Here is a 25,835-nt window from a genome sequence, read left to right as displayed (position 1 = left end):
TTGGCCTTCGATCTGGCGTGGTTCTGGAAGGCCACGCCGGATCACTACCTAGCCAAGTCGCTGTCGGAATTGCTTGAGGACCATGAAGACACGGTCGCTTTCATGGAGCGCAGCAAGAGCCCAGAGGACCGAACATGACCCAACCCTTGGACATTCGCGGCGTCGCCGAGATCACCGACCGCGTCTCACCGACGCTCGCGAGGATTGGCGCCTCGATGGGGGCCGTTGCTCGGAATCCGGCACTGAAGCGCGTAGCCGTCGATATGAGCGGCGTCAGCAGGGCGACGCAAGGTGTTGGGCGCGCGCTCGGCGGTGTGGGGCGCGGCTTGCAGTCGGTCGCATGGAACTTTGCGGCCGTCGGCTCCCTGGCCGCGCTGGGGGTGGTGACATATTTTGGTGCCGTGTCGTCAGCCGCCTATGCTGCCGCCAAGTCCTTTGCGGCCGCCGGCTCGGGAATATCCGATGTCGCCGATCGCCTCGGTGTCTCGGCGCAATCGCTTCAAGAGTGGCGGTATGCCGCCGAAACCAGTGGCGCTTCGGCTGGTGCTCTGGATGCCGGCCTCGGCCAGCTTCAGAAAACCATGGTGGACGTGAGCCGCGGCAAGAACAAAGACGCCGCCGGGCTGTTCCGCAAGCTCGGTATCAGCGTCAAAGATGCACATGGAAAGCTGAAGCCGCTCGAAACGCTCCTACCGCAGCTGGCACAGGCTTTCGAGAAGAACAAGGACCCTGCACTTCGCGCCCGTATGGCTATGACCTTGTTCGGCGAGAGTGGAGCGGCGCTGGTCCCTATGCTCGCCGACGGAAGGCAGGGTCTTAAGGACATTGCCGCCGAAGCGAGGAAGCTGGGCATCATCATCTCTGATGACGATGTCAAACGCGCCAAGCGCCTCGGCGACGAGATGGACAAGACCGGGACAGCATTCCAGGGGCTAGGCCTGACCATCGGCTCGGCGCTTGAACCTGTCTTGACACCCCTGCTTCGGCAATTTCGGGAGTGGATCACGCTCAACCGAGAATGGGTCGCCCTGAAGGTGAAGCAGGCGGTTATGGGGCTTCGTGACGCCTTCGCCGGCTTCGATATGAAGCAGTTCATCATCCAGACAGAAACCGGCTTCAAACGAATCGACGGCTTCGTAAGGGCGATCGGAGGCTGGAAGGGGGCGCTGATCGGGCTGGCCGGGGTGCTGACGGCGCCGCTATGGGTGCCGATCGTACAGTTGGGGCTGGCGCTGGGGAAACTCGCTTTCAACATCATCAAGGTCGGCAGCGCCGCCCTCGCCATGGGGGGATGGCCGGTGATCCTCGGCCTAGCCGCCGTAGCCGGCGCTCTCCGCAACTGGGAAGGGTTCTCCGCCGGCATCGGGCGGATATGGGACGGCTTCAAGAAGTTGTTCACCGGTGACGTGTTTGGCGCGATGGGAGACATCTGGGGCGGCCAGTTCGATACACTGACGGCCATCGTGTCCGGATTGCTGAAGATCCTCGACGACACCTTCAGCACCGACTGGAGCGCGAAGTTCGAAGGTGGCGTCCAGCGGATCCGGGAGATCATGAATGATGTCGCCACCTGGGTGCGTCAGGCGATTGCCGATATCCAGGCGGCCTGGAACAGCTTGAGCTTTACCGGCATCACCGGCGCGGCTCCCGCCGCCAACGGTTCTCGAGGCCAGACGATCACGCCGGGAACGGCCCCGGCCCCGGCGGCACCGAACTCACCATCATCAGATAGCCCGCCTCGGCAATACCGTGGCCGCTATGGCTCGTTGTCCGATCGCCCCAGCTTGTACGCCATGGAGCGTCGCGATCGGGTGGCGGATGCCGGCGGCGCGATGCGCGGTGGCGCTACCCTGAACGTGAAATTCCAAAACGCGCCCGCCGGAACCACCGCCGCTGTTCACACACAGGGGGCGGCATTCGGGACGTGGGATCTCGATATGGGACATTCGGGGCGTCGCGGTCCTGTCGACCCAATCACGAAAGAGCTTTACCTGTTCGATCGTGCCTGATCCTCCCATCCCACGAAGCTTGATACTCTCGCCAACGGTCAGGACACCACAGATGAAAATCTTCGACAGCTTTAAGGCGATGCTTCAGGTGAAGAAGCCAACGCTAGATCAAATGGAGGCGTCTGTTGCCTCGGCAGAGCAGGCAGTCGCTAGCTTGCGATCGCAAATGGAGGAGCTTGAGGGACGGCGCCGTGACTTGCTTATCGCCAGCGACACCGAGCGCGCCCGGCACAAGCAAGCGATCTCCACGACGGCCGATCAACTCGCCGATGCCGAACTCTATCTCGCTACGCTGCGTGAGCGCCTGGCGCTGGTGCAGCAGGAAACGGCTGAAGCTGAACGGGCGGCACGGTATGCCGCGGCCCTGTCCGCGCGCGCGGACGCCGGCAAGAGGCTGGCGAAGATCTATCCGCAACTCGTCAGCCAGTTCGTGGACCTCATGGAAGAAATGGCGCGCGCGGACGCGGCGGTTGACGCTGCCAACGTGGACCTACCGAAGGGGCGCACGCCTCTCGCCCGCACAGAGGCGGCGATGCTCTACCCACGTCGGGAGCGCGAGGTGCTCGGCGAGCGGATCGAAAGGCTCTGGATCGCCGATGGCATGTCGCGGCCTCTGGAAGACCAGCGCGCTGTTCGGCAGACGGGAACCGATATTGGCTTGGTGAAGCTGGACGATCCTTGCGACAATCCGCTTTGGAATACGCGTCCTTTGGTTCTCGCTCGACTCCGCTCCTTCCGCCGGATCGAATACCTGCCAGCGGAGGCGGTCACGCAGATGCCTGCCGGCATCGCTGGCAATGTTCAGCTGCCGGCGATGTTCGAGGGTTCGGCGTGCTGGGGCTATTACCTCTCGGGCGGGCGCATCGTCGATCCGCAGGAAGTTCTGGCGGAAGTCGCAGCGGTCCGACGACTGCCGCGGGCGCGCTCGGTCAGCACGGAGGACCATATCGCCGCAGTCGTAGAGTTCGAGCTGATCGACGACCCGGCTGAGCAGAGTGCAGCTTGATCAAGGCACCACAGGATTGACCATCATCACGGCCGCGCTTCGGTGCGGCCGTTTTGGTGAGTATTTGGTGAGTAGCTTCGCTGCGGTAGAGGTGGCGTCTCAGCTAAGTGCTTGAGATAGTTGGCGCACCCGGCACGATTCGAACGTGCGACCTTTGCCTTCGGAGGGCAACGCTCTATCCAGCTGAGCTACGGGTGCCAGCGGCGCTCGGCGCCGGACGTCGTCTTCTTAGTCGAATGCCTGCGCCTGGGCAACATGTGCCCGCCGCTCCTTCGCCGGAAATGCGCCGATCCGGCTTCGCCATATGGCAGCGGGACGGGCGATGGTTATATAGCGGGCGTCATGAGCACCGATATGCCCGCCGCCGCCGCCCGCAAGCCGTTCTTCTCCGCCGAGGAGATCGAGCGCTATGCCCGCCATCTCGTGCTGGCCGAGATCGGCGGTCCGGGACAGCAAAAGCTCAAAAAGGCGAGCATGCTCATCGTCGGTGCCGGCGGGCTCGGCGCGCCGGCGCTGCTCTATCTCGCGGCCGCCGGCGTTGGCCGCCTCGTCGTGGTCGACGACGACGTCGTCTCGCTCTCCAATCTGCAGCGGCAGGTTATCCACACCACCGACGCCGTCGGCCGGCTGAAGACCGAGAGCGCTGAAGCGTTCGTCGCCGCGCTCAATCCGCATGTCGCCTTTCGAGGCGAGGCGACGCGGCTCACCGCCGACAACGCGCTCGATCTCATCGGCGAGGTCGACGTGGTCATCGACGGGTCGGACAATTTCTCCACCCGCTATCTGGTGTCGGATGCCTGCGTGCTGGCGAAAAAGCCGCTGGTCACCGCCGCGCTCGGCCGCTTCGACGCCACCGTCACCACCTTGCGGGGGCATGAGCGCGGGGCTGACGGTACGCTCAATCCCACCTATCGCTGCCTGTTTCCCGAACCGCCGCCGGCCGGCACCGTGCCGAGCTGCGCCGAGGCCGGCATTCTCGGCGCGATTGCCGGCGTCGCCGGCTCGCTGGTGGCGCTGGAGGCGATCCGCGCCGTGGTCGGCTTCGGCGAGGGCTTGGTCGGGCGCCTGTTGATGATCGACACGCTGTCGATGCGCTTCGAGACGCTGAGCTATGGCTGGGATCCTGACAATCCGCTGACCGGCACCGCGCCGACCATCACCGACCTGTCGCGCCACCGCCGCTGAGCAGCTCTCACAGCATGGACGGCACGACGCGATCCGGCGGGCGATGGCCGTCCATGAAGGCGCGGATGTTGACGATCACCTTCTCGCCGGTGTCGATGCGGGCTTCCACCGTTGCCGACCCCATATGCGGCAGCAGCACCACCTTGCCCTGGCGCGCCAGCTTGAGCAGCTTGGGGCTGACCGCCGGCTCGCGTTCGAACACGTCGAGGCCGGCGCCGGCCAGCTCACCCGTCTCGATCATCCGGATAAGCGCATGTTCGTCAATGACTTCGCCGCGGGCGGTGTTGACGATATAGGCGTCGCGCTTCACCAGCTTGAGCCGACGGGCGGACAGCAGGTGGAAGGTGGCCGGGGTGTGCGGGCAGTTGACCGAGATGATGTCCATGCGGGCCAGCATCTGGTCGAGGCTGTCCCAATAGGTGGCTTCGAGCTCATCCTCGATCTGCGCCGGCAGCGGATGCCGGTTGTGGTAATGGATCTGCAGGCCGAAGGCCTTGGCGCGGCGCGCCACCGCCTGGCCGATGCGGCCCATGCCGATGATGCCGAGCCTTTTGCCCCAGATACGATGGCCGAGCATCCAGGTCGGCGACCAGCCGGGCCACACGCCCTCGTCGCGAATGATGAGGGAGGCACCCTCGGTAAGTCGCCGTGGCACCGCGAGAATCAGCGCCATGGTCATGTCGGCGGTGTCCTCGGTAAGGACGCCGGGCGTGTTGGTGATGGCGATGCCGCGCTCGGTGGCGGCGACGACGTCGATATGGTCGACGCCATTGCCGAAATTGGCGATCAGCTTGAGATTCGGGCCGGCCGCCTCGATGATGCGGGTGTCGATCCGGTCGGTGATCGCCGGCACCAGCACGTCGGCGCTTGCCATGGCCTCGGCAAGCTGCGCCTGTGTCATCGGCACGTCCTCGACATTCAGCCGGGCGTCGAACAGCTCGCGCATGCGGGTTTCGATTTTGTCGGGCAATTTGCGGGTCACCACGACCAGTGGCTTCTTGCGGGCCATCTCAATCCCCGTCGCGAGCAAGGTCCCGTTAACGTCGAAGGCGGAAAATGCCGTCCGGCTGGGACGGTGCCTCATTAGCAGACGGGTCGGCGAAACACAAAAAGCACCCATTCGCGGTGCAGGCGTGCGCCCGCCGCCCGGAGCTCCCTCCGGGCGTCTTGGTGCATGCGATGAACAGGTGACAGGAACGATGCGAATTTCCACGCTTCGAATCGGTGAGAAGCTTCGAGGCGGCAAGGGGCGCCGGGGTGGTCGGCCGGGCGGTTTCAGGAAACGCTCGCTGATCTTGGTCCTGATCGCGGCGGCGACGGTGCTGGCGGCGGAGCCCTTGATCTACAAGACGTTTTCGCATGCGCATGCACAGACGCAGGCTTCCGCGCCGGCCAATGCCGGGCCGGTCGGGCGCGAGAGCGGGCTGCCGGTGCCGCGCTTCGTGTCCATCAAGGCCGACAAGGTGAATGTGCGCTCCGGCCCCTCGCGCGACCATGGCGTAGCCTGGGTGTTCACCCGCGCCGGCCTGCCGGTGGAGATCACCGCGGAATTCGAGACCTGGCGCCGCATCCGCGATTCCGACGGCGCGGAGGGCTGGGTCTATCACTCCATGCTGTCGAGCCGGCGCACCGCGCTGGTCGGCCCGTGGCTGAAGGGCGGGCCGACCTCGCTCTATGCCAGCCGGGACACGAAGTCCCGCGTCGCCGCGCAGGTGGAGCCGGGCGTGCTCGGCCAGGTGAGCGATTGCGACGGCACCTGGTGCCGCTTCTATGGCGACGGTTTCGAGGGCTTCATCGAGCAGGAGAGGCTGTGGGGCGTCTATCCCGGCGAGAAGGTGGATTGATACCCCTCGTTCCATCCTGCGCGAGCGCGGGACGGAGGAGGGTGAGGTGGACGATGCGGCCGATCCCTGTACGGTGAGGCCGATCGATCAGAGCGGACGCGCTTCGATATAGCGACGCTCCTGCGTGCGGCCGCCATAACCATAGGAATCGGCCCGCGCCTCGACCACATGCACGTAGCTCTCGCCGTGCAGCGGTCCCAGCAATTCCCCCATGCCGGCGAAGGTCGCGGCGATGAAGGCCGCCTTCTCGGTCTTGTCGTTGGTGCCCTCCGTCACCCGGATGTCGAGCCAGAAGCCGGCGAGATCCTGCTCCGCAAGTGGCTGGCCGCCGCAGAACCAGTGCGCGGGGTCGATCCGCTGGATCGCCACCGCCGTCACCGCCGGGTCCTTTCCGAGTTCGCGTTCGGCAAGCCGGGCCGCCAGGTCGGCGAGTTGCGGCTCGATCCCCGTGGGCGTGGCGGGGCCGGGGGCATAGCTAATCTGGATCATCGGCATGAAAGCCTCCTTTCGTGATGTCGGGGAAGGCTAGCGCCGCGACGGGAATGATGAAATCATATCGCTGATGATATTAGTGATGACGATTTGAAATGATGGATCGGCCGCTCGACCTCGATCTCGTCGAAGCCTTCGTGCATGTGGCGGAACTCGCCAGCTTCACGCGCGCCGCCGAGCTCGACGGCACCACCCAGTCGGCGGTGAGCCTTAAGATGCGCAAGCTGGAGGCGCGGCTGGGGCGCATCCTGCTCGAACGCTCGCCGCGACTGGTGCGGCTCACCCTCGACGGCGAGCGCTTCCTGCCGCTCGCCCGCGACCTGCTCGCCGCCGAGCGCCGGGCGCGGCTGTGGGAGGCGGCCGAACCGGTGCGGTTGCGGCTGGGCATCAGCGACCAGGTGGTGGGCGACAGGCTGGCCGCGCTGGTCGGCCGAATCGGTGCCGCCGCTCCGGCGGTGCGGCTGGAGGTGCGGGCGGGTTTCTCGCGAGCCCTGCTCGATGCCTATGACGCCGGCGACCTCGATGCGGTGCTGGTGCGGCGGGAGGGCGACCGTCGCGACGGCGAAAAGCTGCGCGTCGATGGCTATGGCTGGTTCGCCAGCCCCTCCCTGCGACTGGCTGCCGGGGAACCGGTGCCGCTGGCGCTGCTCGCCGTTCCCTGCGGGGTGCGTGCGCAGGCGCTGAAGGCGCTCGCGGCCGGCGGCCTTGGATGGCGGGAGGCTTTCGTCGGCGGCAGCGTCGCGGCGGTCGCGGCCGCGGTATCGGCCGGGCTGGCCGTGGCGCCGTTGGCCTTGCGGCTGGCGCCGGCGGGCAGCCGGGAAGTCGGGCGCGATTTCGATCTGCCGGGCCTGCCCGAGGCCACGGTGATGCTGCACGCGCGCGCCTCCGAACCGGGGCAGAAGCGGGCGCTGGCGGCTCTGGCGGCGCATGCGAGGGGGGTAGGCGAGGCACGGGCGACGGCGTGATCCGGGCGGCCTCGACCTTGCCTTGTGGCGGCTTGCCGGCGTGCGGCGTGCAAACAAAAAGGCCGGTCCTGAGACCGGCCTTGCTTATTCCTGTCCGAGGCTGCCGGGGCTCACCCCCGACGCAATCAACCGCGGCGCTTGGGGCGCAGGCGGACGACCACGTCGACGCGGGCGATCTCGTAGCCTTCCGGCGGCTCGGGAACCCGCTCCACCTCGACCGCCGTGCTGGGAATGTCGAGAAGGTGATTCTCGCCTTCCATGAAGAAGTGATGGTGGTCGGACGGGTTGGTGTCGAAATAGGTCTTCGAGCCGTCAATGGCGAGCTCGCGCAGCAGGCCCACCTCGGTGAACTGATGCAGCGTGTTGTAGACGGTGGCCAGCGACACCGGGAAGCGCGCCTTGATGGCTTCCTCGTGCAGGATTTCCGCCGAGACGTGACGGTCGCCCTTGGCGAACAGCAGCCAGCCGAGCGCCAGGCGCTGGCGGGTGGGGCGCAGCCCGACATCGCGCAGCATGTGGCGAACGTCGTGGAACGGGCAGCCGGTGCGGCTCGCGGCAGCTACGTCCCGCAGCCGGGCCACCGGAAGCACCGGCTCGTCATCCTCCATCACCATACGCGACACGGCGATAGGGGCAGGGCGAAAAGTCTCGCTCATTTCACGTTCCGAACAGACAATCCAAGCGACGGCCGGACTTTCGACCGACATCGCAAGCGGTTGCAAAGGCGATGCCACCACAGCGCAAATGGCCGCGGGCAACGGGTTTTTCAACCAGCATTATATTCGCAGGCTTCGCGTCAGGGCAACAATGCGTCGCACTATAGTAATCATTCCAAACAACAAGCCGGCTCCCGCCCGGCACCGCGCGCCGCCCGGCTCGTCATCCGCCCGACACACTGAGCGGTAGCGCCGCACTGAGGATGGCTTTGAGCCGGCAGGGCGCTGTGATAGGAAGCGCCAGAAACCGGGCGGCAACATGCCGCTCGCGGTCGAAACATGATGCGTGGTGATACGGCGGCAATGGTCGAACGGCAGAACAGCTTCTCCTATGATGAACTGCTCGCATGCGGGCGCGGCGAGCTCTTCGGGCCCGGCAACGCCCAGCTGCCGCTGCCCCCCATGCTGATGTTCGACCGCATCACCGAGATCTCCGAGGATGGCGGCGCGAACGGCAAGGGCCATGTGCGCGCCGAGCTCGACGTGAACCCGGACCTGTGGTTCTTCGCCTGCCACTTCAAGGGCGACCCGGTGATGCCGGGCTGCCTCGGCCTCGACGCCATGTGGCAGCTGGTGGGCTTCCATCTCGGCTGGCTCGGAGCGCCCGGACGTGGCCGCGCGCTCGGCCTCGGCGAGCTGAAATTCTCCAACCAGGTCCTGCCGACCACCAAGAAGGTGGTCTACGGCATCGACTTCAAGCGCGTGATGCGCTCGAAGCTGGTGCTCGGCATCGCCGATGGCTGGCTGGAAGCCGATGGCGAGGTGATCTACCGCGCCAGCGACCTGAAGGTCGGCCTGTTCCAGAGCTGAGCCTCCCCGGCCGTACACGGCCGTCACGCGGCCCTTGTCGACAACGGCCCCCGGCGCCATCTGCCGGGGGCTCATTCACGAAGAGGGGTCCCCGCGCGGCACCGGACTAGAAACGCCGCCGGACCCCGCCAAGGAAGGAAAGCCTATGCGCCGCGTCGTCGTCACCGGGATGGGTATCGTCTCGTCGATCGGCAACTCCACCCAGGAGGTGCTGGCCTCGCTGCGCGAGGGCAAGAGCGGCATCACCCGCTCCGACAGCTATGCCGAACTGGGCTTCCGCTCCCAGGTGCACGGCGCGCCGCAGCTCGACGCCAGCGCCATCGTCGATCGCCGCGCCATGCGCTTCCATGGCGGCGGCACCGCCTGGAACCATGTCGCCATGGAACAGGCGATCCGCGATTCCGGGCTGGAGGAGAACGAGATCTCCAACGAGCGCACCGGCATGGTGATGGGCTCGGGCGGCTCTTCCACCCGCACCATCGTGGAAGCCGCCGACATCACCCGCAAGAACACGAGCCCGAAGCGCGTCGGCCCGTTCGCGGTGCCGAAGGCGATGAGCTCCACCGCCTCGGCGACGCTGTCGACCTGGTTCAAGATCAAGGGCGCCAGCTATTCGATCTCGGCCGCCTGCGCGACCACCAATATCTGCATCGGCAACGCCGCCGAGATGATCCAGTACGGCAAGCAGGACGTGATGTTCGCCGGCGGCTGCGAGGATCTCGACTGGACGCTGTCCTGCCTGTTCGACGCCATGGGGGCGATGTCCTCCGACTACAATGACCGCCCCGCGGTGGCCTCGCGCCCCTATGACAAGAACCGCGACGGCTTCGTGATCTCCGGCGGCGCCGGCGTGCTGGTGCTCGAGGAGCTGGAACACGCCAAGGCGCGCGGCGCCCGCATCTATGCCGAGATCGTCGGCTACGGCACCTCCTCGGACGGCGCCGACATGGTCGCCCCCTCGGGCGAGGGCGCGGCACGGGCGATGCGGCTGGCGCTGGCCGGCGTGAAGGGCGGCATCGACTACATCAACCCGCACGCCACCTCGACGCCGATCGGCGATCTCAAGGAGATCGAGGCGATCCGCGCGGTGTTCGGCGCCAATTGCCCGCCGATCTCCGCCACCAAGTCGCTGACCGGCCACTCGCAGGGCGCCACCGGCGTGCACGAGGCAGTCTACTCGATCCTGATGATGCAGAACGGCTTCATCGCCCCGAGCGCGCATATCGACGAGATCGACCCGGCCTTCGCCGACATGCCGATCGCCCGCGAGCGCATCGACAATGTGAAGCTCGGCCGGGTGCTGTCCAACGGCTTCGGCTTCGGCGGCGCCAATGCCGTGCTGGTGCTGCAGCATCCCGACGCCGCCTGATTTTTTTGACGTGAGCGTGCTTTCCCGTCGACCGGACGTCATCGTCCGGTCGGAAAGAGCTCCATCCGGCGTTGCGCCGGCCGCGAGGAGAAGACGATGAGCCTGACGCAGGGCAATCCGGTGCACGACACCCCGATGCAGGGCAGCCTGATGCAGGGCAAGCGCGGCCTGATCATGGGCGTCGCCAATGATCATTCCATCGCCTGGGGCATCGCCAAGACGCTGGCGGCCCAGGGGGCGGAGCTGGCCTTCACCTATCAGGGCGAAGCGCTGGGCCGCCGGGTGAAGCCGCTGGCGCAAAGCCTCGGCAGCGACACCGTGCTCGCCTGCGACGTCGAGGACCTCGCCTCGGTGGACGCCCTGTTCGCGGAGCTGAAGGCGAAGTGGGGGACGATCGACTTCCTCGTCCACGCCATCGGCTTCTCCGACAAGAACGAGCTGAAGGGCCGCTATGCCGACACCACGCGGGAGAACTTCTCACGCACCATGGTGATCTCCTGCTTCTCCTTCACGGAACTCGCCAAGCGCGCGGCCACGCTGATGCCGAATGGCGGCTCGCTGGTGACGCTGACCTATGGCGGCTCGACGCGGGTGATGCCGAACTACAACGTGATGGGCGTCGCCAAGGCGGCGCTGGAAGCCAGCATGCGCTACCTCGCCGCCGATTACGGGCCGCAGGGCGTGCGGGTGAACGCCATTTCCGCCGGGCCGATCCGCACGCTGGCCGGCGCCGGCATCGCCGATGCGCGGCTGATGTTCAACTACCAGAAGCGCCATGCGCCGCTGCGGCGCACCGTGACCATCGACGAGGTGGGCGGCGCGGCGCTGTACCTGCTGTCCGACCTGTCGAGCGGGGTCACCGGCGAGGTGCACTTCGTCGATTCCGGCTACAACATCATCTCCATGCCGCATCCCGAGGCGCTGAAGACCATCGAGGACGCGGTGGAGGCCGGCGAGGCGGCGGAGTAGGCCGCCTGCCGTGAAGGGCGCGCCAGAGCATGTCCGGTGAACGCCGGTTGACGGACATGCTCCAGGTATTTGTTTCTCCGAATTTTCTTCACGCGAACCGGTGCCCGCTTCGCTCGAAAATGCCTAGAGCGTGTCCTTGTAGATTTTGCCGTCCTTCATGATGAGGCGGAGATTGCGCTCGGGATCGGCGATCAGCGACAGGTCTTCGAGCGGGTTGCCGTCGACCAGCAGCAGGTCGGCATAGGCGCCTTCCGCCAGCACGCCGAGCTTGCCGTGATAGGGATTGCGCGGACCGGACAGCGCCAGCAGTTCGGCATTGGCCGCGGTGGCCATCTTCAGGGCCTCCGCGCCGGAATACCAGCGGGCGAGATGGGTGAGCATCACCCCCTGGCGGCGCGCCAGCGCCGGCGAGAACAGCATGTCCGAGCCGAAGGCGGTCTTGATGCCGTGCTTCTTCGCCAGTGCGTAGAGGCTGTCGGTGGCGGCGAAGATCATCAGTGACCGGTCGCGGCTGGGGCCGGTCAGCGGCCCGGTGTCCTCGGCGCTGAGGAAGGGCTGGGTGCTCAGCCAGATGCCCTTCTCCGCCATCCGCGCCGCGATCTCCTCATCCATCAGATGACCGTGCTCGATGCAGGTGACGCCGGCGTCGAGCGAGCGCCGGATGGTCGGCGAGGCATAGGCGTGGCTGGCGACATAGGTGTTCCAGTCGCTCGCCACCTGTACCGCCGCGCGCATCTCTCCTTCGGTGAAGGTGGAGGCGTCGAGCGGGCTGCGCGGCGAGGACACGCCGCCGCCGCCGACCATCTTCAGCTGCGAGGCGCCCTGCATCAGCTGCTCGCGGGCCCGCAGCATCACCTCTGCCTCGCCATCGGCGATGGCGAGCGCGCCGGTCTGCTCGGTATGGCCGGGCACGCCGGCGGCGCGCGGCAACTCGCCGAGCGGGCGCAAATCGCCATGGCCGGCGGTGGCGGTGATCATCGCGCCGCAGGGATAGATGCGCGGGCCGGTGGTCAGCCCCTCGTCGATCGCCTGCTTGAGTGGGAAGGACGGGCCGCCCAGATCGCGAATGGTGGTGAAGCCGCGCATGAGCGTGCGCTCCGCCTCGGCGGCAGCGGCAAGGAAGATGTAGCCGGGCTCGGCCGTCATCATCACCGGGAGCGGCAGAGCGGCGAAGATCGCGTGCCAGTGCATGTCGATCAGGCCGGGCATCAGCACCCGGCCGCCGCCGTCGATCACCCGCGCGCCCTCCGGCGGCGTCGGGGTGCCGGCGGCGATGGCGGCGATGCGATTGTCCTCGACCAGCAGCGACACGTCATCGCGCAGCGAGGCGGAGGTGCCGTCGAACAGCCGGATCCTGGTGAACAGCACCCGCTGCGGGCCACCCGGCGCGCCCTGCGCTCGTGCCGGGCGCGCGAGGCCGAGCGCGGCGAGCGAGGCGGCCATGCCGGCGACGAAGCCGCGCCGCGACAGGCCGGCGTCGAGCCGGGCCGTCAGCGCGGCGAGCTCCGGGCGGTGGCAGAGGCAGCCGGTATGGCTGGCGGCCTCGTCGGCGGTCGGGTCGGTGCAGGCAAAGCTGGGGGGAGGGGGTGAGGGGCGGAACGACATGAGGCACCTCCGGATCGCCTCGGGAGGCGGTTCGTCCCGTCCCGTTCGCGACCCGCGCACCCTACGCGGATACACCGCGTGCGCAACCCGCGAGCCCTCGGCGAGAAGATCGGCCAGAAGATCGGCGAGGACACCGCGCGGTGTTCCGCGCGAGGTCCTCGCATGGAGGCGGCCGCGCCGCCCGGGGCTACTCGCCGGCGCTGAGCGCGATGCGGTAGGCGTCGGCGGGGTAGACGCCGAGGATGCGCAGCTCCTTGGAGAAGAAGGCGAGCTCCTCCAGCGCGTGCTTCAGCCCGACATCGTCGGGATGGCCGATGACGTCGGCATAGAACTGGGTGGCGAAGAACTCGCCGTCGAGCTGGTAGGATTCCAGCTTGGTCATGTTGACGCTGTTGGTGGCGAAGCCGCCCAGCGCCTTGTAGAGCGCGGCCGGCACGTTGCGCACCCGGAACACGAAGGTCGTGACGGTCAGTCCGTTATTGGCCGGCGCCCAGTCGGCGTCGCGCGACAGGATGATGAAGCGCGTGGTGTTGTGCGCCTCGTCCTCGATGTTTTCGGCGATGATGTCGAGGCCGTAGATCTCGGCGGCGAGGCGCGGGGCGATGGCGGCCACCGTGGGATCGCCCGCCTCGGCGACGAGGCGCGCGGCGCCGGCGGTGTCGGAGCCGACCACCGCCTTCAGGCCCAGCTTGCGGATGATGTTGCGGCACTGGCCGAGCGCCATGACATGGCTGGTGACGGTCTTCACCGTGGCCAAAGTCGCGCCCTTCACCGTCATCAGCTGGTGCGACAGCGGCAGGAAATGCTCGCCGATGATGTTGAGCCCGGAGGTCGGCATCAGATGGTGGATGTCGGCGACGCGGCCGGCGATCGAGTTCTCGATCGGGATCATGCCGAGATCGGCCTCGCCGGACTGGATGGCGGCGAAGGCATCCTCGAAGGTCGGGCAGGGCAGCACCGTCGCGTCGGGAAAGCGCTCGCGGCAGGCATTGTGGGAATTGGCGCCCGGCTCGCCCTGGAACGCCACGGTGCGGGGGGTCTTCATGTCCTCAAGATCCTCATAGCTGCGTCCACGGACCGGCCGTGGCGCCTCGTGCCGGCACTGCGCCGGAGTCTCATCGCCCGCGCCGCAAAAAAGCGCGACGGAACGCCGCGCCACCCGCCGCTCCCCGCCGCCCGGGTGCCGGGCGCGGAGGGCGGACCCGCGCCCCGCCTCGCTGCCGCTTCGGCAGGTCGTGCGAAAAATGACAGATATGTCATGGGCTTGCGCGAGAAGTGCGCCGGCCCGCACGGGCGCGGACGGTGGCGAAACGTAGCACCGACGGCGCGCTTATACGGGTTGCACGCCTAGGGTCAAAATGATTAGTTCCGCCCGCCGTTGGCGGCTGCGTAAAGCGGCTGTTACATTACGTGCGGGCATCAATGGTTCAGCCGGATGGATCGTGGTGCCGGTCGAGGGAGCGGAACTGAATATGGACAGCTTCGAGCTGAACAAGATCGCCGGCGCCGTGCTCGGCGTGCTGACCTTTACGCTGGGCCTGAACGTGTTTTCGGGCATCCTGTTCACGTCGCACGCGCCTGAGAAGCCGGGCTTCGAGATCGCCGTTCCCGAAGGCGGCGGCGGGGCCGCCGTGGCCGCCACCACCGCCGACGTGCCGATCGCCGAGCTGCTGCCCAAGGCCAGCGTCGAGAAGGGCGCCGTCGTCGCCAAGAAGTGCGCCGCCTGTCACAATTTCGTCGAGGGCGCCGGTGCCAAGGTCGGCCCGGACCTCTATGCCGTGGTCGGCCGCCCGGTGGCCAGCGCCGAGGGCTTCGCCTATTCCGCCGCGCTCAAGGCGCATGGCGGCAACTGGACCTTCGACGAGCTGAACGCCTTCCTGAAGAACCCCAAGGGCGACATCCCCGGCACCGCCATGGGCTTTGCCGGCCTCGCCAAGGAAACCGACCGCGCCGACCTGCTGGTCTATCTCAACTCGCTGTCGCACAGCCCGCAGCCGCTGCCCTGAGCCGGGGTTCCGGCCGGCTTCCGAAGACAAAGCTTCGGAATTGCAGGTGAATTGCTTCACGATCACGTCAGGCCGGAGGCGCGGCGCGCTTCCGGCCTTATTGTTTTCCGAACGTCACCGTTCACATTGGCGTCGCGGGAGGTAGGCTGTGCCGGAAGACCGGCGCGCCGACCCGCCTGCCGCATTGAGGTTCGAACAAGGAAAGTGCGCCGCATGGTCGATCGCCGACTCACCCCGGTTCCCGCCGCTCCGGCCGATGTCGCCCCGGTCGTTGTCGCCCCGGTCGTCCGGGTCCGTCCCTCCCGCCGGCTGGTGCTGGCGCTGACGGGCGCCGCGCTCATGCTCGGCGGATTCGGCCTTGCCGGCCCGGCGCAGGCGGACCCGCAATGGCGCCACGGCCTCTCCCTGCTCGGGCAGCCGAAATACCCGGCCGACTTCAAGCGCTTCGACTATGTGAACCCCGACGCGCCCAAGGGCGGGCTGCTGCGGCTCTCCGCCGACGGCACCTTCGATTCGCTGAACGACATCATCCCGCGCGGCAATCCCGCCGGCGGGCTGTCGCTGATCTACGACACGCTGATGAGCCCTGCCGCCGACGAGGTGGCGACCGAATACGGGCTGATCGCCGGCAGCGTGCGCTATCCCGACGACTTCTCCTCCGTCACCTACAGACTGCGCCCCGAGGCGAAATGGCATGACGGGCAGAAGATCACCCCCGACGACGTGGTGTGGTCGTTCGAGCAGACCGTGAAGAACAACCCGCGCCAAGCGTTCTATTACAGCCACGTCAAATCGGCGGCGAAGACCGGCGACGACGAGGTGACCTTTACCTTCGACCAGGCGGGCAATCGCGAGCTGCCGCAGATCCTCGGCCAGCTGCGCATCATGCCCAAGCACTGGTGGACGGCGAACGGCCCGGACGGCAAGCCGCGCGACATCTCGCAGGGCACGCTGGAAGTGCCGCTCGGCTCCGGCCCCTACAAGGTGAAGCAGGTGGTGCCCGGCCGCTCGATCTCCTTCGAGCGGGTGAAGGACTATTGGGGCCGCGACCTGCCGGTGAATGTCGGCACCAATAATTTCGACGAGCAGCGCTTCGAGTATTTCCGCGACGACACGGTGGAGCTGGAGGCCTTCAAGGGCGACCAGTACGATTTCCGCATCGAGTCCTCCGCCAAGGACTGGGCGACCGCCTATAATTTCCCGGCGGTCAAGCAGGGCAAGGTGATCCTGGAGGAGTTCGCCAACCGAGCCTCCGGCCAGATGCAGGCCTTCATCCCCAATCTTCGCCGGGCGAAGTTCCAGGACCAGCGGGTGCGGCGGGCGCTCAACTACGCGCTCGACTTCGAGGGCATGAACCGCACGCTGTTCTTCGGCCAGTACAAGCGCACCGCCAGCTATTTCCAGAACACCGAGCTCGCCTCCTCCGGCCTGCCCGAGGGACGCGAGCTGGCGATCCTCGAGGGGGTAAAGGACAAGATCCCGGCGAGCGTGTTCACCACCGCCTATGAGAACCCGCCGCAGGGCGGCGAGGAGGAGCGCCGCGCCAATCTGCGCGAGGCGGCGCGGCTGCTGAAGGACGCCGGCTGGGCGGTGAAGGACCGCAAGCTGGTGAACGCCAAGGGCGAGCCCTTCACCGTCGAAATCCTGATCGCCAACCCGGCCTTCGAGCGGGTGGCGCTGTTCTACAAGCCGGCGCTGGAGCGGCTCGGCATCACCGTGAACGTGCGGCAGGTCGACACCTCGCAATACATCAACCGCCTCAGGGCGCGCGACTTCGACGTGATCCTCTCCGGCTGGGGGCAGTCGCTGTCGCCGGGCAACGAGCAGCGCGACTTCTGGGGCTCGGTGGCGGCGGAGCGCGAGGGCTCCGCCAACTATGCCGGCATCAAGGAGCCCGGCATCGACGCGCTGATCGAGAAGGTGATCTACGCCAGCGATCGCGACGACCTGGTCGCCGCCACCCACGCGCTCGACCGGGTGCTGCTGGCCTATGACTTCGTGATCCCGACCTGGAACTACCCGAACTACCGCACCGCGCGGTGGAACCGGTTCTCGCATCCCGACAAGCTGCCGGAATACTCCTTCGCCTTCCCCGACATCTGGTGGTGGGACGCGCAGAAGGCGGCCGCCACCGGCGGCACGCAGTAGCGGAGGCGGGCATGCGCGGCATGGGGCGGATATCAGGCGTGAACCGGCGGCAGCTACTGGCGCTCGGCGCCGGGGCGGGCGCGGCGCTCGCCTTGCCGCGCGCCGGCTGGGCGCAGGCGGCAGGGACGGCGGCGGCCCCCGGCGTGGCGATCCCGCCTGCCGGCGAGTTGCACGGGCTGTCGGCATTCGGCGACCTGAAATACCCCGCCGATTTCGCGCATTTCGCCTATGTCGATCCGGCGGCGCCCAAGGGTGGCGGCTTCTCGCATATGGGGCCGGTCGCCTTCTACAATCAGGCGCTGCAGACCTTCAATTCCTTCAATGGCTATATATTGAAGGGCGACGCGGCGCAGGGCATCGAGCTGACCTTCGACACGCTGATGGCCCGCGCGCTCGACGAGCCGGACGCGGTCTACGGCCTTCTCGCCCGCTCGGTGGCGGTGAGCGAGGACGGCACCGTCTATCGCTTCCGGCTGCGGCCGCAGGCGCGCTTCCATGACGGCTCGACGCTCGATGCCGAGGACGTCGCCTTCTCGCTGAACCTGCTGAAGGCCAAGGGCCATCCGGTGATCCAGCAGAGCCTCACCGACATGGAGGGGGCGGAAGCCGAGGGGGCCGACATCGCGGTGGTGCGGTTCGCCCGGACCCGCGCGCGCGACGTGCCGCTGATCGCCGCGCAGCTGCCGATCTTCTCGCGTGCCTATTACGGGACGAAGAACTTCGAGGAATCGACGCTGGAGCCGCCGCTCGGCTCTGGGCCCTACAAGGTCGGGCGCTTCGAATCCGGGCGCTATGTCGAATATGCGCGGGTGGCGGATTACTGGGGCGCCGGCCTGCCGGTGAATGTCGGCATCGATAATTTCGATGTCGTCCGCTACGAATATTTCCGCGACCGCGAGGTGGGCTTCGAGGCCTTCAAGGCTGGCGCCTACCGCTTCCGCGAGGAGTTCACCTCCCGGACCTGGGCGACCGGCTACGATTTTCCCGCCATGAAGGACGGGCGGGTGAAGCGCGAGGAACTGCCCGACGGCACGCCGTCCGGCGCGCAGGGCTGGTTCCTCAATCTGCGCCGGCCGCAATTCGCCGATCCGAGGCTGCGCGAGGCGCTGTCCTATGCCTTCGACTTCGAATGGACCAACACCAATTTGATGTACGGCGCCTATAAGCGCGTGCATTCCTTCTTCGAGAACACCGATCTGAAGGCGCAGGGGCCGGCGGACGCCGCCGAGGCCGCGCTGATCGACAAGCTGGCCGACCTCGTGCCGCCGGAACAGATCGCGGCGCTGAAGGGCGAGCCGTGGTCGCCGCCGGCCTCCGACGGCTCCGGGCAGGACCGCATCCTGCTGCGCAAGGCGAGCGCGCTGCTGCGCGAGGCGGGCTTCGCCGTGAAGGACGGCAAGCTCACCGACAAGGCCGGGCGGGCGGTCACCATCGAGTTCCTCGACGACGAGGGCTCGCTGGAGCGGCACACCGCGCCCTTCATCAAGAATCTCGGCGTGCTGGGGATCTCGGCGAACTTCCGCCTCGTCGACCCCGCGCAATATCAGCGCCGGCTTAACGACTTCGATTTCGACGCCACGGTGCGGCGCTACTCGATGTCGGCGGTGCCGGGCGAATCGCTGCGCAGCTTCTTCGGTTCCAAGGCAGCGGCGACGCCAGGCTCCTCCAACCTGTCGGGCATCGCCGATCCGGCGACCGACCGGCTGATCGATCTCGTCATCGCCGCCAATTCGCGCGAGGAACTGACCATCGCCTGCCGGGTGCTCGACCGGCGGATGCGCTTCAACCGGATCTGGGTGCCGCAATGGTATTCCGGCCTCCACCGCATCGCCTATTGGGACGAATTCGCCTGGCCGTCGGCGCCGCGCCCGACCTATGGCCGCGGCATTCCCGACATCTGGTCGGCGAAGGCGCGGAAGGCGGGGTGAGGGGGGGACGACATTGGGAAGCCAGGAAGAGCCCTTACCCCATCCCTCACCCCGACGGGGAGAGGGAGCCGTCGCTCTTGTGGGGCGGGGCGTTTTTCATTCTTCCTCGGTGGAAGGGAGTTCGGTCGTGCCGAAAGGAATGACCATTCGAGGTCCCGGCCGTCTCCGTTCCCCCTTCCTGACAAGACGTTAAGTTGACCGGCGGGCCTGCGCCCGCCACCTTGTGCGCCACCTTCGGAGGTCTGCACCCCGCATGCTCGCCTATATCGTCCGCCGTATCGCGCTGATGGTGCCGACCCTCGTCGGTATCATGCTGATCTCCTTCGCGGTGGTGCAGTTCGCGCCGGGCGGCCCCATCGAACGGGTGATCGCCCAACTCACCGGCGAGGGCTCCTCCGCCACCCAGCGCATTTCCGGCGGCGGCGGCGATTTCGGCGGCGGCGCCGGCAGCGGCGCGCCGTCCGGCGACCCGATCTCCTCGAAATATCGCGGCGCGCAGGGGCTCGACCCGGCCTTCATCAAGCAGCTGGAAGTGCAGTTCGGCTTCGACAAGCCGGCCTATGAGCGCTTCGGCAAGATGCTGTGGGACTATGCCCGCTTCGATTTCGGACGCTCCTATTTCCGTGACATCTCGGTGATCGACCTGATCAAGGAGAAGATGCCGGTCTCGATCTCGCTCGGCCTGTGGATGATGCTGATCACCTACGCGATCTCGATCCCGCTCGGCATCGCCAAAGCCGTGCGCGACGGCTCGCGCTTCGACGTGTGGACCTCGGCGGTGATCATCGTCGGCTACGCCATACCGAGCTTCCTGTTCGCCATCCTCTTGATCATCCTGTTCGCCGGCGGCTCGTTCTTCTCGATCTTTCCGCTGCGGGGGCTGACCTCCGACAATTGGGACCAGCTGTCCTGGGGCGCGCGTATCCTCGACTATTTCTGGCACCTGGTGCTGCCGATCACCTCCATGGTGCTGGGCGCCTTCGCCACCATGGCGCTCTTGACCAAGAACTCGTTCCTCGACGAGATCCGCAAGCAATATGTCGTCACCGCGCGGATGAAGGGGCTGTCGGAGCGGGCGGTGCTGTACCGCCACGTGTTCCGCAACGCGATGCTGATCATCATCGCCGGCTTTCCCGGTGCCTTCGTCGGCGCGTTCTTCTCCGGCTCGCTGCTGATCGAGACCATCTTCTCGCTCGACGGGCTCGGACTGCTCGGCTTCGAGAGCGTGCTGAACCGCGACTACCCGGTGGTGTTCGCCAATCTCTACATCTTCTCGCTGGTCGGTCTGGTGGTGAACCTGATCTCCGACCTCACCTATAGCTGGGTCGATCCGCGCATCGACTTCGAGACGCGGGATGTCTGAGATGGACGCTTCCGCTTCCCAGCCCGTGCTGCCGCCCGCCCCGCCGTCCGCCGCCGGGGTCGCCCCGCCGGAGACCCGCGAGCGCTCGCGGCTGTCGCCGATCAACCAGCGCCGGCTGGCCAATTTCCGCCGCAACCGGCGCGGCTTCTGGGGCTTCTGGATCTTCGCGGTGCTGTTCGTGGCCAGCCTCGGGGCCGAGTTCATCGCCAACGACAAGCCGTTCCTGGTCGAATATGACGGCGGCTACTACTTCCCCGCCTTCAAGGCCTATCCGGAGACCGCCTTTGGCGGCGACTTCGAGACCGAGGCGGATTATCGCGACCCCTATCTGCAGAAGCTGATCGCTTCGAGCGGCGGCTTCATGGTGTGGCCGCCGATCCGCTATTCCTACTCAACGCATAATCTCGACCTGCCGACCCCGGCGCCCTCGCCGCCGACCTGGATGCTGACCGACGCGCAATGCGCGCCGGTCGCCGAGAAGCTGGGGCATCCGGGCGGGGGCTGCGGCGCGCTGGAATGGAACTGGCTCGGCACCGACGACCAGGGTCGCGACGTGCTGGCCCGCCTCATCTACGGCTTCCGGCTGTCGGTGCTGTTCGGGCTGGTGCTGACCATCATCTCCTCGGTGATCGGGGTGGCGGCCGGCGCGGTGCAGGGCTATTTCGGCGGCTGGACCGACCTGTTGTTCCAGCGCTTCATCGAGATCTGGACGGCGATCCCGGCGCTGTACCTGCTGCTGATCATCTCCTCGATCCTGGCGCCGGGCTTCTGGATCCTGCTCGGCATCTTGCTGCTGTTCTCCTGGGTGGCGCTGGTGGGGCTGGTGCGCGCCGAGTTCCTGCGGGCGCGCAACTTCGAATATGTGCAGGCGGCGCGGGCGCTCGGCGTGTCCAACGGCGTGATCATGTGGCGGCACCTGTTGCCCAACGCCATGGTGGCGACGCTGACCATGATGCCGTTCATCGTCTCCTCCTCGGTGATGACGCTGACCGCGCTCGACTTCCTCGGCTTCGGCCTGCCGCCCGGCTCGCCCTCGCTCGGTGAATTGCTGGCGCAGGGCAAGGCCAATGTGCAGGCGCCGTGGCTGGGGCTCACCGGCTTCTTCACCGTGGCGTTCATGCTGAGCCTGCTGATCTTCATCGGCGAAGCGGTACGCGACGCCTTCGACCCGCGGAAGACCTTCGCATGAGGGACGATACGCGCATGAGTGACATCACCGCCCCCGACGCGCCGCTGCTTTCCGTCGAGGATCTCTCCGTCGCCTTCGCCCGCGAGGGCGGGGTGCCGGCCGTGGCGGTCGACCATGTGTCGTTCCAGCTGAAGCGCGGCGAGACGCTGGCGCTGGTGGGGGAGAGCGGCTCCGGCAAGTCGGTGACGGCGCTCTCCATCCTCAAGCTGCTGCAATATCCCGCTGCCTCGCATCCCTCGGGCCGGGTGATGTTCGAGGGGCGCGACCTGCTCGCCATGGAAGAGCGGCAGATCCGCCGCGTGCGCGGCAACGACATCACCATGGTGTTCCAGGAGCCGATGACCTCGCTCAATCCGCTGCATACGGTGGAGCAGCAGATCGCCGAGATCCTGTCGCTGCACCGGGGAATCTCGGGGGCGGCGGCGCGCAAGAGGGTGATCGAACTGCTCACCGAGGTCGGCATCGCCGAGCCGGAGACGCGGCTCGGCTCCTATCCGCATCAGCTGTCCGGCGGCCAGCGCCAGCGGGTGATGATCGCCATGGCGCTCGCCAACGAGCCGAAGCTCTTGATCGCCGACGAGCCGACCACCGCGCTCGACGTCACCGTGCAGGCGCAGATCCTCGCGCTGCTCAAGCAGTTGCAGGCGCGGCTCGGCATGACGCTGTTGTTCATCACCCATGATCTCGGCATCGTCCGGCGCATCGCCGACCGTATCTGCGTGATGAACAAGGGCCGGATCGTCGAAGCGGGCACGGTCGACGAGGTGTTCGGCGCCCCCAAGCACGCCTATACGCGCCAGCTGATCGCCGCCCAGCCCTCAGGCGAGCCGGCGCCGCCGCATCCCGACGCCGAGCTGATCATGGAGGCCCGGGATATCAAGGTGTGGTTCCCGATCAAGGCTGGGCTCATGCGCAAGACCGTCGGCCATGTGAAGGCGGTGAACGGGGTGTCGGTCGCCATCCGCAAGGGCGAGACGCTGGGCGTGGTGGGCGAATCGGGTTCGGGCAAGACCACGCTGGGGCTCGCCCTGCTGCGGCTGATCTCCTCCGACGGGCCGATCGTGTTCATGGGCCAGCATGTCGACACGCTCGGCTTCAAGGCGATGCGGGCGCATCGCAGCGACATGCAGATCGTATTCCAGGACCCGTTCGGCTCGCTCTCCCCGCGCATGTCGATCGCCGACATCATCGGCGAGGGGCTGAAGGTGCACCAGCCGGAACTCGACTCCGAGCAGCGCGACGCGCGGGTGGTGGCGGCGCTGACCGATGTCGGCCTCGACCCGTCGAGCCGGCACCGCTACCCGCACGAATTCTCCGGCGGCCAGCGCCAGCGCGTCGCCATCGCCCGCGCCGTGGTGCTGGAGCCGACCTTCATCGTACTGGACGAGCCGACCAGCGCGCTCGACATGATCGTGCAGGCGCAGATCGTCGACCTCTTGCGCGACTTGCAGAAGCGGCGCGGGCTGACCTACCTGTTCATCAGCCACGATCTCAAGGTGGTGGCAGCGCTGGCATCGAAGCTGATCGTGATGCGGCATGGCGAGGTGGTGGAGCAGGGCGAGGCCTCGACCATGTTCGCCGACCCGAAGACGCCCTATACGCGGGCGCTGTTCGCCGCCGCCTTCCATCTCGAGGAGGCGCCGGGGGCGAACGGGACCGCCGCCGGAGCCCCGGCGTGAGCAGGGAGCGGCGCGAGGCGGCGCAGCGCGAGGCGCTCGGCGACCGGGCGGTGAAGGTCGTGCTGGAGGGACCCTCCGATATCGGCGGCGACGGCTTCCGGCCCTATCATCGCTACACGGTGACGCTGCCGGGCGCCGGCGGCGCGCCGCTGACGCAGGTGCGCGACATCTTGCGGGTCGGCCCGGTGGTGGCGGTGCTGGCCTGGGACCCGGCCGTCGGGGTGTTCGCGCTGATCCGCCAGTTCCGCCTCGCCGCCCATGTGGCGACCGGGCGCGGCGAGCTCGTCGAGATCGCCGCCGGGCGGATCGAGGACGGCGAGACGGCCGCGTTCGCGGCGCGCCGCGAATGCCTGGAGGAACTGGGCGTCGAGCCGCTCGCGCTGCTGCCGATGCTGAGCTTCATGCCGACGCCGGGCGTCACCGACGAGCATGCCGAGCTGTTCCTGGCGCTGGTCGACGCGGCCGCGGTGCCAGCGGAGGCCGGCGAGCCTGGCGAGGCGGAGCATACCCGCCCGTTCCTGCTGCCGGCGGAGGCGGCGATGGAGGCCCTCGTCGCGCCGGCGCCGGGGCTGATCGGCAACGTGTTCACGCTGGCGGCGCTGCAATGGTTCGCGCTGAACCGAGCACGGGCGGAGGCGTTCGCCGCGCAATCTGTGCCGGCTAAATGACGTAACGCCGACCAACTGTCACCGGCGTGACATTGAAGCTGCCTAGAGGACTCCCCGATCCGCGGCCGCGCCGCCTGTCCGAAGCGGGAGATCCTCCATGCGCAAGACCCTGCTGGCTGCCGCCAGCCTCGCCCTTCTTTCCTCGACCGTGCTGTCCGGCGCGGCCTTTGCCGAGGCCGTCTATCCGCTCGACCGCGCCACCATCCTCCAGGGCTCGCCCTTCGACTTCAAGGTGGAGTTCGACGGCGTGGTGAAGCCGGAAGACGTCAAGATCACCATCAATGGCGAGGACTACAAGAAGGTCCTCGGCAAGGAAGTGACCTTCGTCGAGAAGGAGCCGGGCGTCGAGGCGTCGGCGGTGCTGCTGCGCGACATCTCCATCGCCACCCCCGGCAGCTACAAGGTCGAGGCCAGCGCCGCCGGCAAGACCAAGTCGGTGACCTGGGACGTGTACGGTACGCCGGCGCTGCCCAAGGTGAAGAACGTGATCTTCTTCCTCGGCGACGGCATGTCGGTGGCGCATCGCACCGCCGCCCGCATCATGTCGAAGGGCAACACCGAAGGTAAGGCCAACGGCAAGCTCAACATGGACTACATGGACCACATGGCGTTCATCGGCACCTCCTCGACCGATTCGATCGCGGTGGACAGCGCCAATTCCATGTCGGCCTACATGACCGGCCACAAGAGCGCGATCAACGCCATCGGCGTCTATGCCGACCGCACCAAGGATTCGTTCGACGACCCGAAGGTCGAGGTGCTCGGCGAGGCGGTGCGCCGCACCGGCAGCAAGGCGCTCGGCATCGTCTCCACCGCCGAGCTGCAGGACGCCACCCCGGCGGCGGTGGTCGCGCATACCCGCAAGCGCGCCGACAAGGCCGAGATCGCCCAGATGATGTACGACGTGCGCCCCGACGTGGTGCTCGGCGGCGGCGGCGCCTATTTCATCCCGCAGACGACCCCCGGCTCGAAGCGCAAGGACGACAAGAACTTCGTCGAGCTGTTCAAGGCCGACGGCTACCAGATCGCCACCACCAAGGCGGAGCTGGAGCAGGCCTCGAAGTCCAACTCCGGCAAGATCTTCGGCGTGTTCCATCCCGGCAACATGGACACCTGGCTCGACCGCAACCAGCTGAAGAAGGGCACGGTCGGCAAGTTCCCCGACCAGCCGGGCCTCGTCGACATGACCAAGACCGCGCTTGAGGCGCTGTCGAAGAACCCCGACGGCTTCGTGCTGATGGTCGAGGGCGCCTCGATCGACAAGATGTCCCACCCGCTCGACTGGGACCGCGCGGTGGTCGAGACCATCGAATTCGACCAGGCCGTCGGCCTTGCCCGCGAATTCGCCAAGAACAACCCGGATACGCTGATCGTCGTCACCGGCGACCACGCGCATGGCGTCTCGGTGATCGGCACCATCGACGACAACAAGCCGGGCACCGACATGCGCGAGAAGGTCGGCACCTATGCCGAGGCCGGCTTCCCGAACTATGAGGACAAGGACGGCGACGGCTTCCCCGACCGTATCGACGTGTCGAAGCGCCTCGCCATCTTCGCCAACAACTATCCCGACTATTACGAGACCTTCCGTCCGAAGCTCGACGGCCCGTTCGTGCCGGCGGTGCAGAACGCCGAGAAGAAGTACGTCGCCAACGAGCAGTACAAGGACGTGCCCGGCGCGGTGCTGCGCATCGGCAACATCCCGCGCGATGGCGACACCGGCGTGCATGCGGTGGACGACATCGTGCTGCAGGCCACCGGCCCGGGCGCCGACGGCTTCAAGGGCTACATGGAAGAGAGCGACGTCTATCGCGTGATCGCCGAGGCTCTGGCGCTCGGCGCGCCGACCAAGCGCGCCTCCGCGCAGTGAGGCCGCGCGGGGGC

General features: G+C 67.3%; 22 protein-coding genes and 1 tRNA gene. 17 read left to right on the top strand and 6 right to left on the bottom strand.

Annotated elements, in window-relative coordinates; genetic code table 11:
• The 3 genes from KHC28_RS15190 to KHC28_RS15180 are packed head-to-tail and all read left to right on the top strand — an operon-like array spanning position 1 to position 3,015.
• On the top strand, positions 1-138 hold the full coding sequence (locus KHC28_RS15190) for a hypothetical protein (protein ID WP_214009200.1): 138 nt from the start codon (positions 1-3) through the stop codon (positions 136-138).
• On the top strand, positions 135-2,009 hold the full coding sequence (locus tag KHC28_RS15185) for a phage tail tape measure protein (RefSeq protein ID WP_214009199.1): 1,875 nt from the start codon (positions 135-137) through the stop codon (positions 2,007-2,009). The genes KHC28_RS15190 and KHC28_RS15185 overlap by 4 nt, the downstream gene beginning before the upstream one ends.
• Before the next feature lie 52 nt (positions 2,010-2,061).
• Positions 2,062-3,015 (top strand): hypothetical protein, encoded by a 954-nt coding sequence (locus tag KHC28_RS15180; protein WP_214009198.1) that lies wholly within the window; start codon positions 2,062-2,064, stop codon positions 3,013-3,015.
• 121 nt (positions 3,016-3,136) lie between these two features.
• Here KHC28_RS15180 and KHC28_RS15175 read toward each other — a convergent pair.
• Positions 3,137-3,213 (bottom strand) — tRNA-Arg (locus tag KHC28_RS15175).
• A 144-nt stretch (positions 3,214-3,357) separates the two neighbouring features.
• Here KHC28_RS15175 and KHC28_RS15170 point away from each other — a divergent pair.
• Entirely contained in the window at positions 3,358-4,200 is an 843-nt protein-coding gene (locus KHC28_RS15170) for a HesA/MoeB/ThiF family protein (RefSeq protein ID WP_246564864.1), read from the top strand.
• 7 nt (positions 4,201-4,207) lie between these two features.
• On the opposite strand, the gene KHC28_RS15165 is transcribed toward KHC28_RS15170, so the two are convergent.
• Positions 4,208-5,209, bottom strand: a complete 1,002-nt coding sequence (locus KHC28_RS15165; protein WP_214009197.1) for a 2-hydroxyacid dehydrogenase — start codon at positions 5,207-5,209, stop codon at positions 4,208-4,210.
• 292 nt (positions 5,210-5,501) lie between these two features.
• Here KHC28_RS15165 and KHC28_RS15160 point away from each other — a divergent pair, with 292 nt between their 5' ends.
• Positions 5,502-6,044 (top strand): SH3 domain-containing protein, encoded by a 543-nt coding sequence (locus tag KHC28_RS15160; protein WP_376772710.1) that lies wholly within the window; start codon positions 5,502-5,504, stop codon positions 6,042-6,044.
• Between the two features lie 87 nt (positions 6,045-6,131).
• On the opposite strand, the gene KHC28_RS15155 is transcribed toward KHC28_RS15160, so the two are convergent.
• Positions 6,132-6,539: a tautomerase family protein gene (locus KHC28_RS15155; RefSeq protein WP_214009195.1), complete on the bottom strand. Its 408-nt coding sequence runs from the start codon at positions 6,537-6,539 to the stop codon at positions 6,132-6,134.
• Positions 6,540-6,634: 95 nt separating this feature from the next.
• Between KHC28_RS15155 and KHC28_RS15150 the strand changes: the two genes are divergently transcribed.
• Positions 6,635-7,501, top strand: a complete 867-nt coding sequence (locus KHC28_RS15150) for a LysR family transcriptional regulator (RefSeq protein WP_214009228.1) — start codon at positions 6,635-6,637, stop codon at positions 7,499-7,501.
• 125 nt (positions 7,502-7,626) lie between these two features.
• Here KHC28_RS15150 and irrA read toward each other — a convergent pair whose 3' ends face one another.
• Positions 7,627-8,109, bottom strand: a complete 483-nt coding sequence (gene irrA, locus KHC28_RS15145) for an iron response transcriptional regulator IrrA (protein ID WP_281419118.1) — start codon at positions 8,107-8,109, stop codon at positions 7,627-7,629.
• A 411-nt stretch (positions 8,110-8,520) separates the two neighbouring features.
• Here irrA and fabA point away from each other — a divergent pair, with 411 nt between their 5' ends.
• From fabA to fabI, 3 genes are all read left to right on the top strand, one after another.
• Positions 8,521-9,027 carry a 3-hydroxyacyl-[acyl-carrier-protein] dehydratase FabA gene (gene fabA, locus KHC28_RS15140; protein ID WP_214009227.1) on the top strand — a complete coding sequence of 169 codons (507 nt, stop codon included), beginning with the start codon at positions 8,521-8,523 and terminating at the stop codon, positions 9,025-9,027.
• A gap of 145 nt (positions 9,028-9,172) precedes the next feature.
• Positions 9,173-10,396, top strand: a complete 1,224-nt coding sequence (fabB, locus tag KHC28_RS15135; RefSeq protein WP_214009193.1) for a beta-ketoacyl-ACP synthase I — start codon at positions 9,173-9,175, stop codon at positions 10,394-10,396.
• Positions 10,397-10,531: 135 nt separating this feature from the next.
• Complete coding sequence (fabI, locus tag KHC28_RS15130; RefSeq protein WP_214009226.1) at positions 10,532-11,365, top strand: enoyl-ACP reductase FabI; 834 nt, start codon at positions 10,532-10,534, stop codon at positions 11,363-11,365.
• Between the two features lie 123 nt (positions 11,366-11,488).
• Here fabI and KHC28_RS15125 read toward each other — a convergent pair whose 3' ends face one another.
• Positions 11,489-12,970 (bottom strand): metal-dependent hydrolase family protein, encoded by a 1,482-nt coding sequence (locus KHC28_RS15125; RefSeq protein ID WP_214009192.1) that lies wholly within the window; start codon positions 12,968-12,970, stop codon positions 11,489-11,491.
• Positions 12,971-13,157: 187 nt separating this feature from the next.
• Positions 13,158-14,015 carry a prephenate dehydratase gene (locus tag KHC28_RS15120; protein ID WP_214009191.1) on the bottom strand — a complete coding sequence of 286 codons (858 nt, stop codon included), beginning with the start codon at positions 14,013-14,015 and terminating at the stop codon, positions 13,158-13,160.
• 427 nt (positions 14,016-14,442) lie between these two features.
• Here KHC28_RS15120 and KHC28_RS15115 point away from each other — a divergent pair, with 427 nt between their 5' ends.
• From KHC28_RS15115 to KHC28_RS15080, 8 genes are all read left to right on the top strand, one after another.
• Entirely contained in the window at positions 14,443-14,976 is a 534-nt protein-coding gene (locus KHC28_RS15115; RefSeq protein ID WP_214009190.1) for a c-type cytochrome, read from the top strand.
• 339 nt (positions 14,977-15,315) lie between these two features.
• The gene (locus KHC28_RS15110; RefSeq protein ID WP_214009225.1) at positions 15,316-17,124 is read left to right on the top strand and encodes an extracellular solute-binding protein; all 1,809 of its coding nucleotides are present in this window, start codon (positions 15,316-15,318) and stop codon (positions 17,122-17,124) included.
• A gap of 20 nt (positions 17,125-17,144) precedes the next feature.
• Positions 17,145-19,052, top strand: coding sequence for an extracellular solute-binding protein (locus tag KHC28_RS15105; protein WP_376772709.1), 1,908 nt, complete (start codon positions 17,145-17,147; stop codon positions 19,050-19,052).
• A 253-nt stretch (positions 19,053-19,305) separates the two neighbouring features.
• Entirely contained in the window at positions 19,306-20,415 is a 1,110-nt protein-coding gene (locus KHC28_RS15100; RefSeq protein WP_214009188.1) for a microcin C ABC transporter permease YejB, read from the top strand.
• A gap of 1 nt (position 20,416) precedes the next feature.
• Positions 20,417-21,604, top strand: a complete 1,188-nt coding sequence (locus KHC28_RS15095) for an ABC transporter permease (protein WP_214009187.1) — start codon at positions 20,417-20,419, stop codon at positions 21,602-21,604.
• A gap of 14 nt (positions 21,605-21,618) precedes the next feature.
• A complete protein-coding gene (locus KHC28_RS15090) occupies positions 21,619-23,283 on the top strand; it encodes an ABC transporter ATP-binding protein (RefSeq protein WP_246564861.1) in 1,665 nt (554 codons plus the stop codon).
• Positions 23,280-23,951, top strand: coding sequence for an NUDIX domain-containing protein (locus KHC28_RS15085; RefSeq protein ID WP_214009186.1), 672 nt, complete (start codon positions 23,280-23,282; stop codon positions 23,949-23,951). The genes KHC28_RS15090 and KHC28_RS15085 overlap by 4 nt, the downstream gene beginning before the upstream one ends.
• Positions 23,952-24,048: 97 nt before the next feature.
• Complete coding sequence (locus tag KHC28_RS15080) at positions 24,049-25,821, top strand: alkaline phosphatase (protein WP_214009185.1); 1,773 nt, start codon at positions 24,049-24,051, stop codon at positions 25,819-25,821.
• The last annotated feature ends 14 nt before the right edge of the window (positions 25,822-25,835 follow it).

The organism is Ancylobacter sonchi, from assembly GCF_018390695.1.
Lineage (GTDB): Bacteria > Pseudomonadota > Alphaproteobacteria > Rhizobiales > Xanthobacteraceae > Ancylobacter > Ancylobacter sonchi.
The sequence above is the reverse complement of the archived record's forward strand: the minus strand, read 5'-3'. Positions and strand labels throughout refer to the sequence as shown.

Bases quoted from the DNA above. Each gene is read 5' to 3' on its own strand.
- KHC28_RS15185 (WP_214009199.1), top strand. From the start codon at position 135: ATGACCCAACCCTTGGACATTCGCGGCGTCGCCGAGATCACCGACCGC.
- KHC28_RS15180 (WP_214009198.1), top strand. From the start codon at position 2,062: ATGAAAATCTTCGACAGCTTTAAGGCGATGCTTCAGGTGAAGAAGCCA.
- KHC28_RS15170 (WP_246564864.1), top strand. From the start codon at position 3,358: ATGAGCACCGATATGCCCGCCGCCGCCGCCCGCAAGCCGTTCTTCTCC.
- KHC28_RS15165 (WP_214009197.1), bottom strand. From the start codon at position 5,209: ATGGCCCGCAAGAAGCCACTGGTCGTGGTGACCCGCAAATTGCCCGAC.
- KHC28_RS15155 (WP_214009195.1), bottom strand. From the start codon at position 6,539: ATGCCGATGATCCAGATTAGCTATGCCCCCGGCCCCGCCACGCCCACG.
- KHC28_RS15150 (WP_214009228.1), top strand. From the start codon at position 6,635: ATGGATCGGCCGCTCGACCTCGATCTCGTCGAAGCCTTCGTGCATGTG.
- irrA (WP_281419118.1), bottom strand. From the start codon at position 8,109: ATGGAGGATGACGAGCCGGTGCTTCCGGTGGCCCGGCTGCGGGACGTA.
- fabA (WP_214009227.1), top strand. From the start codon at position 8,521: ATGGTCGAACGGCAGAACAGCTTCTCCTATGATGAACTGCTCGCATGC.
- fabB (WP_214009193.1), top strand. From the start codon at position 9,173: ATGCGCCGCGTCGTCGTCACCGGGATGGGTATCGTCTCGTCGATCGGC.
- fabI (WP_214009226.1), top strand. From the start codon at position 10,532: ATGCAGGGCAGCCTGATGCAGGGCAAGCGCGGCCTGATCATGGGCGTC.
- KHC28_RS15125 (WP_214009192.1), bottom strand. From the start codon at position 12,970: ATGTCGTTCCGCCCCTCACCCCCTCCCCCCAGCTTTGCCTGCACCGAC.
- KHC28_RS15120 (WP_214009191.1), bottom strand. From the start codon at position 14,015: ATGAAGACCCCCCGCACCGTGGCGTTCCAGGGCGAGCCGGGCGCCAAT.
- KHC28_RS15115 (WP_214009190.1), top strand. From the start codon at position 14,443: ATGGACAGCTTCGAGCTGAACAAGATCGCCGGCGCCGTGCTCGGCGTG.
- KHC28_RS15110 (WP_214009225.1), top strand. From the start codon at position 15,316: ATGCTCGGCGGATTCGGCCTTGCCGGCCCGGCGCAGGCGGACCCGCAA.
- KHC28_RS15105 (WP_376772709.1), top strand. From the start codon at position 17,145: ATGGGGCGGATATCAGGCGTGAACCGGCGGCAGCTACTGGCGCTCGGC.
- KHC28_RS15100 (WP_214009188.1), top strand. From the start codon at position 19,306: ATGCTCGCCTATATCGTCCGCCGTATCGCGCTGATGGTGCCGACCCTC.
- KHC28_RS15095 (WP_214009187.1), top strand. From the start codon at position 20,417: ATGGACGCTTCCGCTTCCCAGCCCGTGCTGCCGCCCGCCCCGCCGTCC.
- KHC28_RS15090 (WP_246564861.1), top strand. From the start codon at position 21,619: ATGAGTGACATCACCGCCCCCGACGCGCCGCTGCTTTCCGTCGAGGAT.
- KHC28_RS15080 (WP_214009185.1), top strand. From the start codon at position 24,049: ATGCGCAAGACCCTGCTGGCTGCCGCCAGCCTCGCCCTTCTTTCCTCG.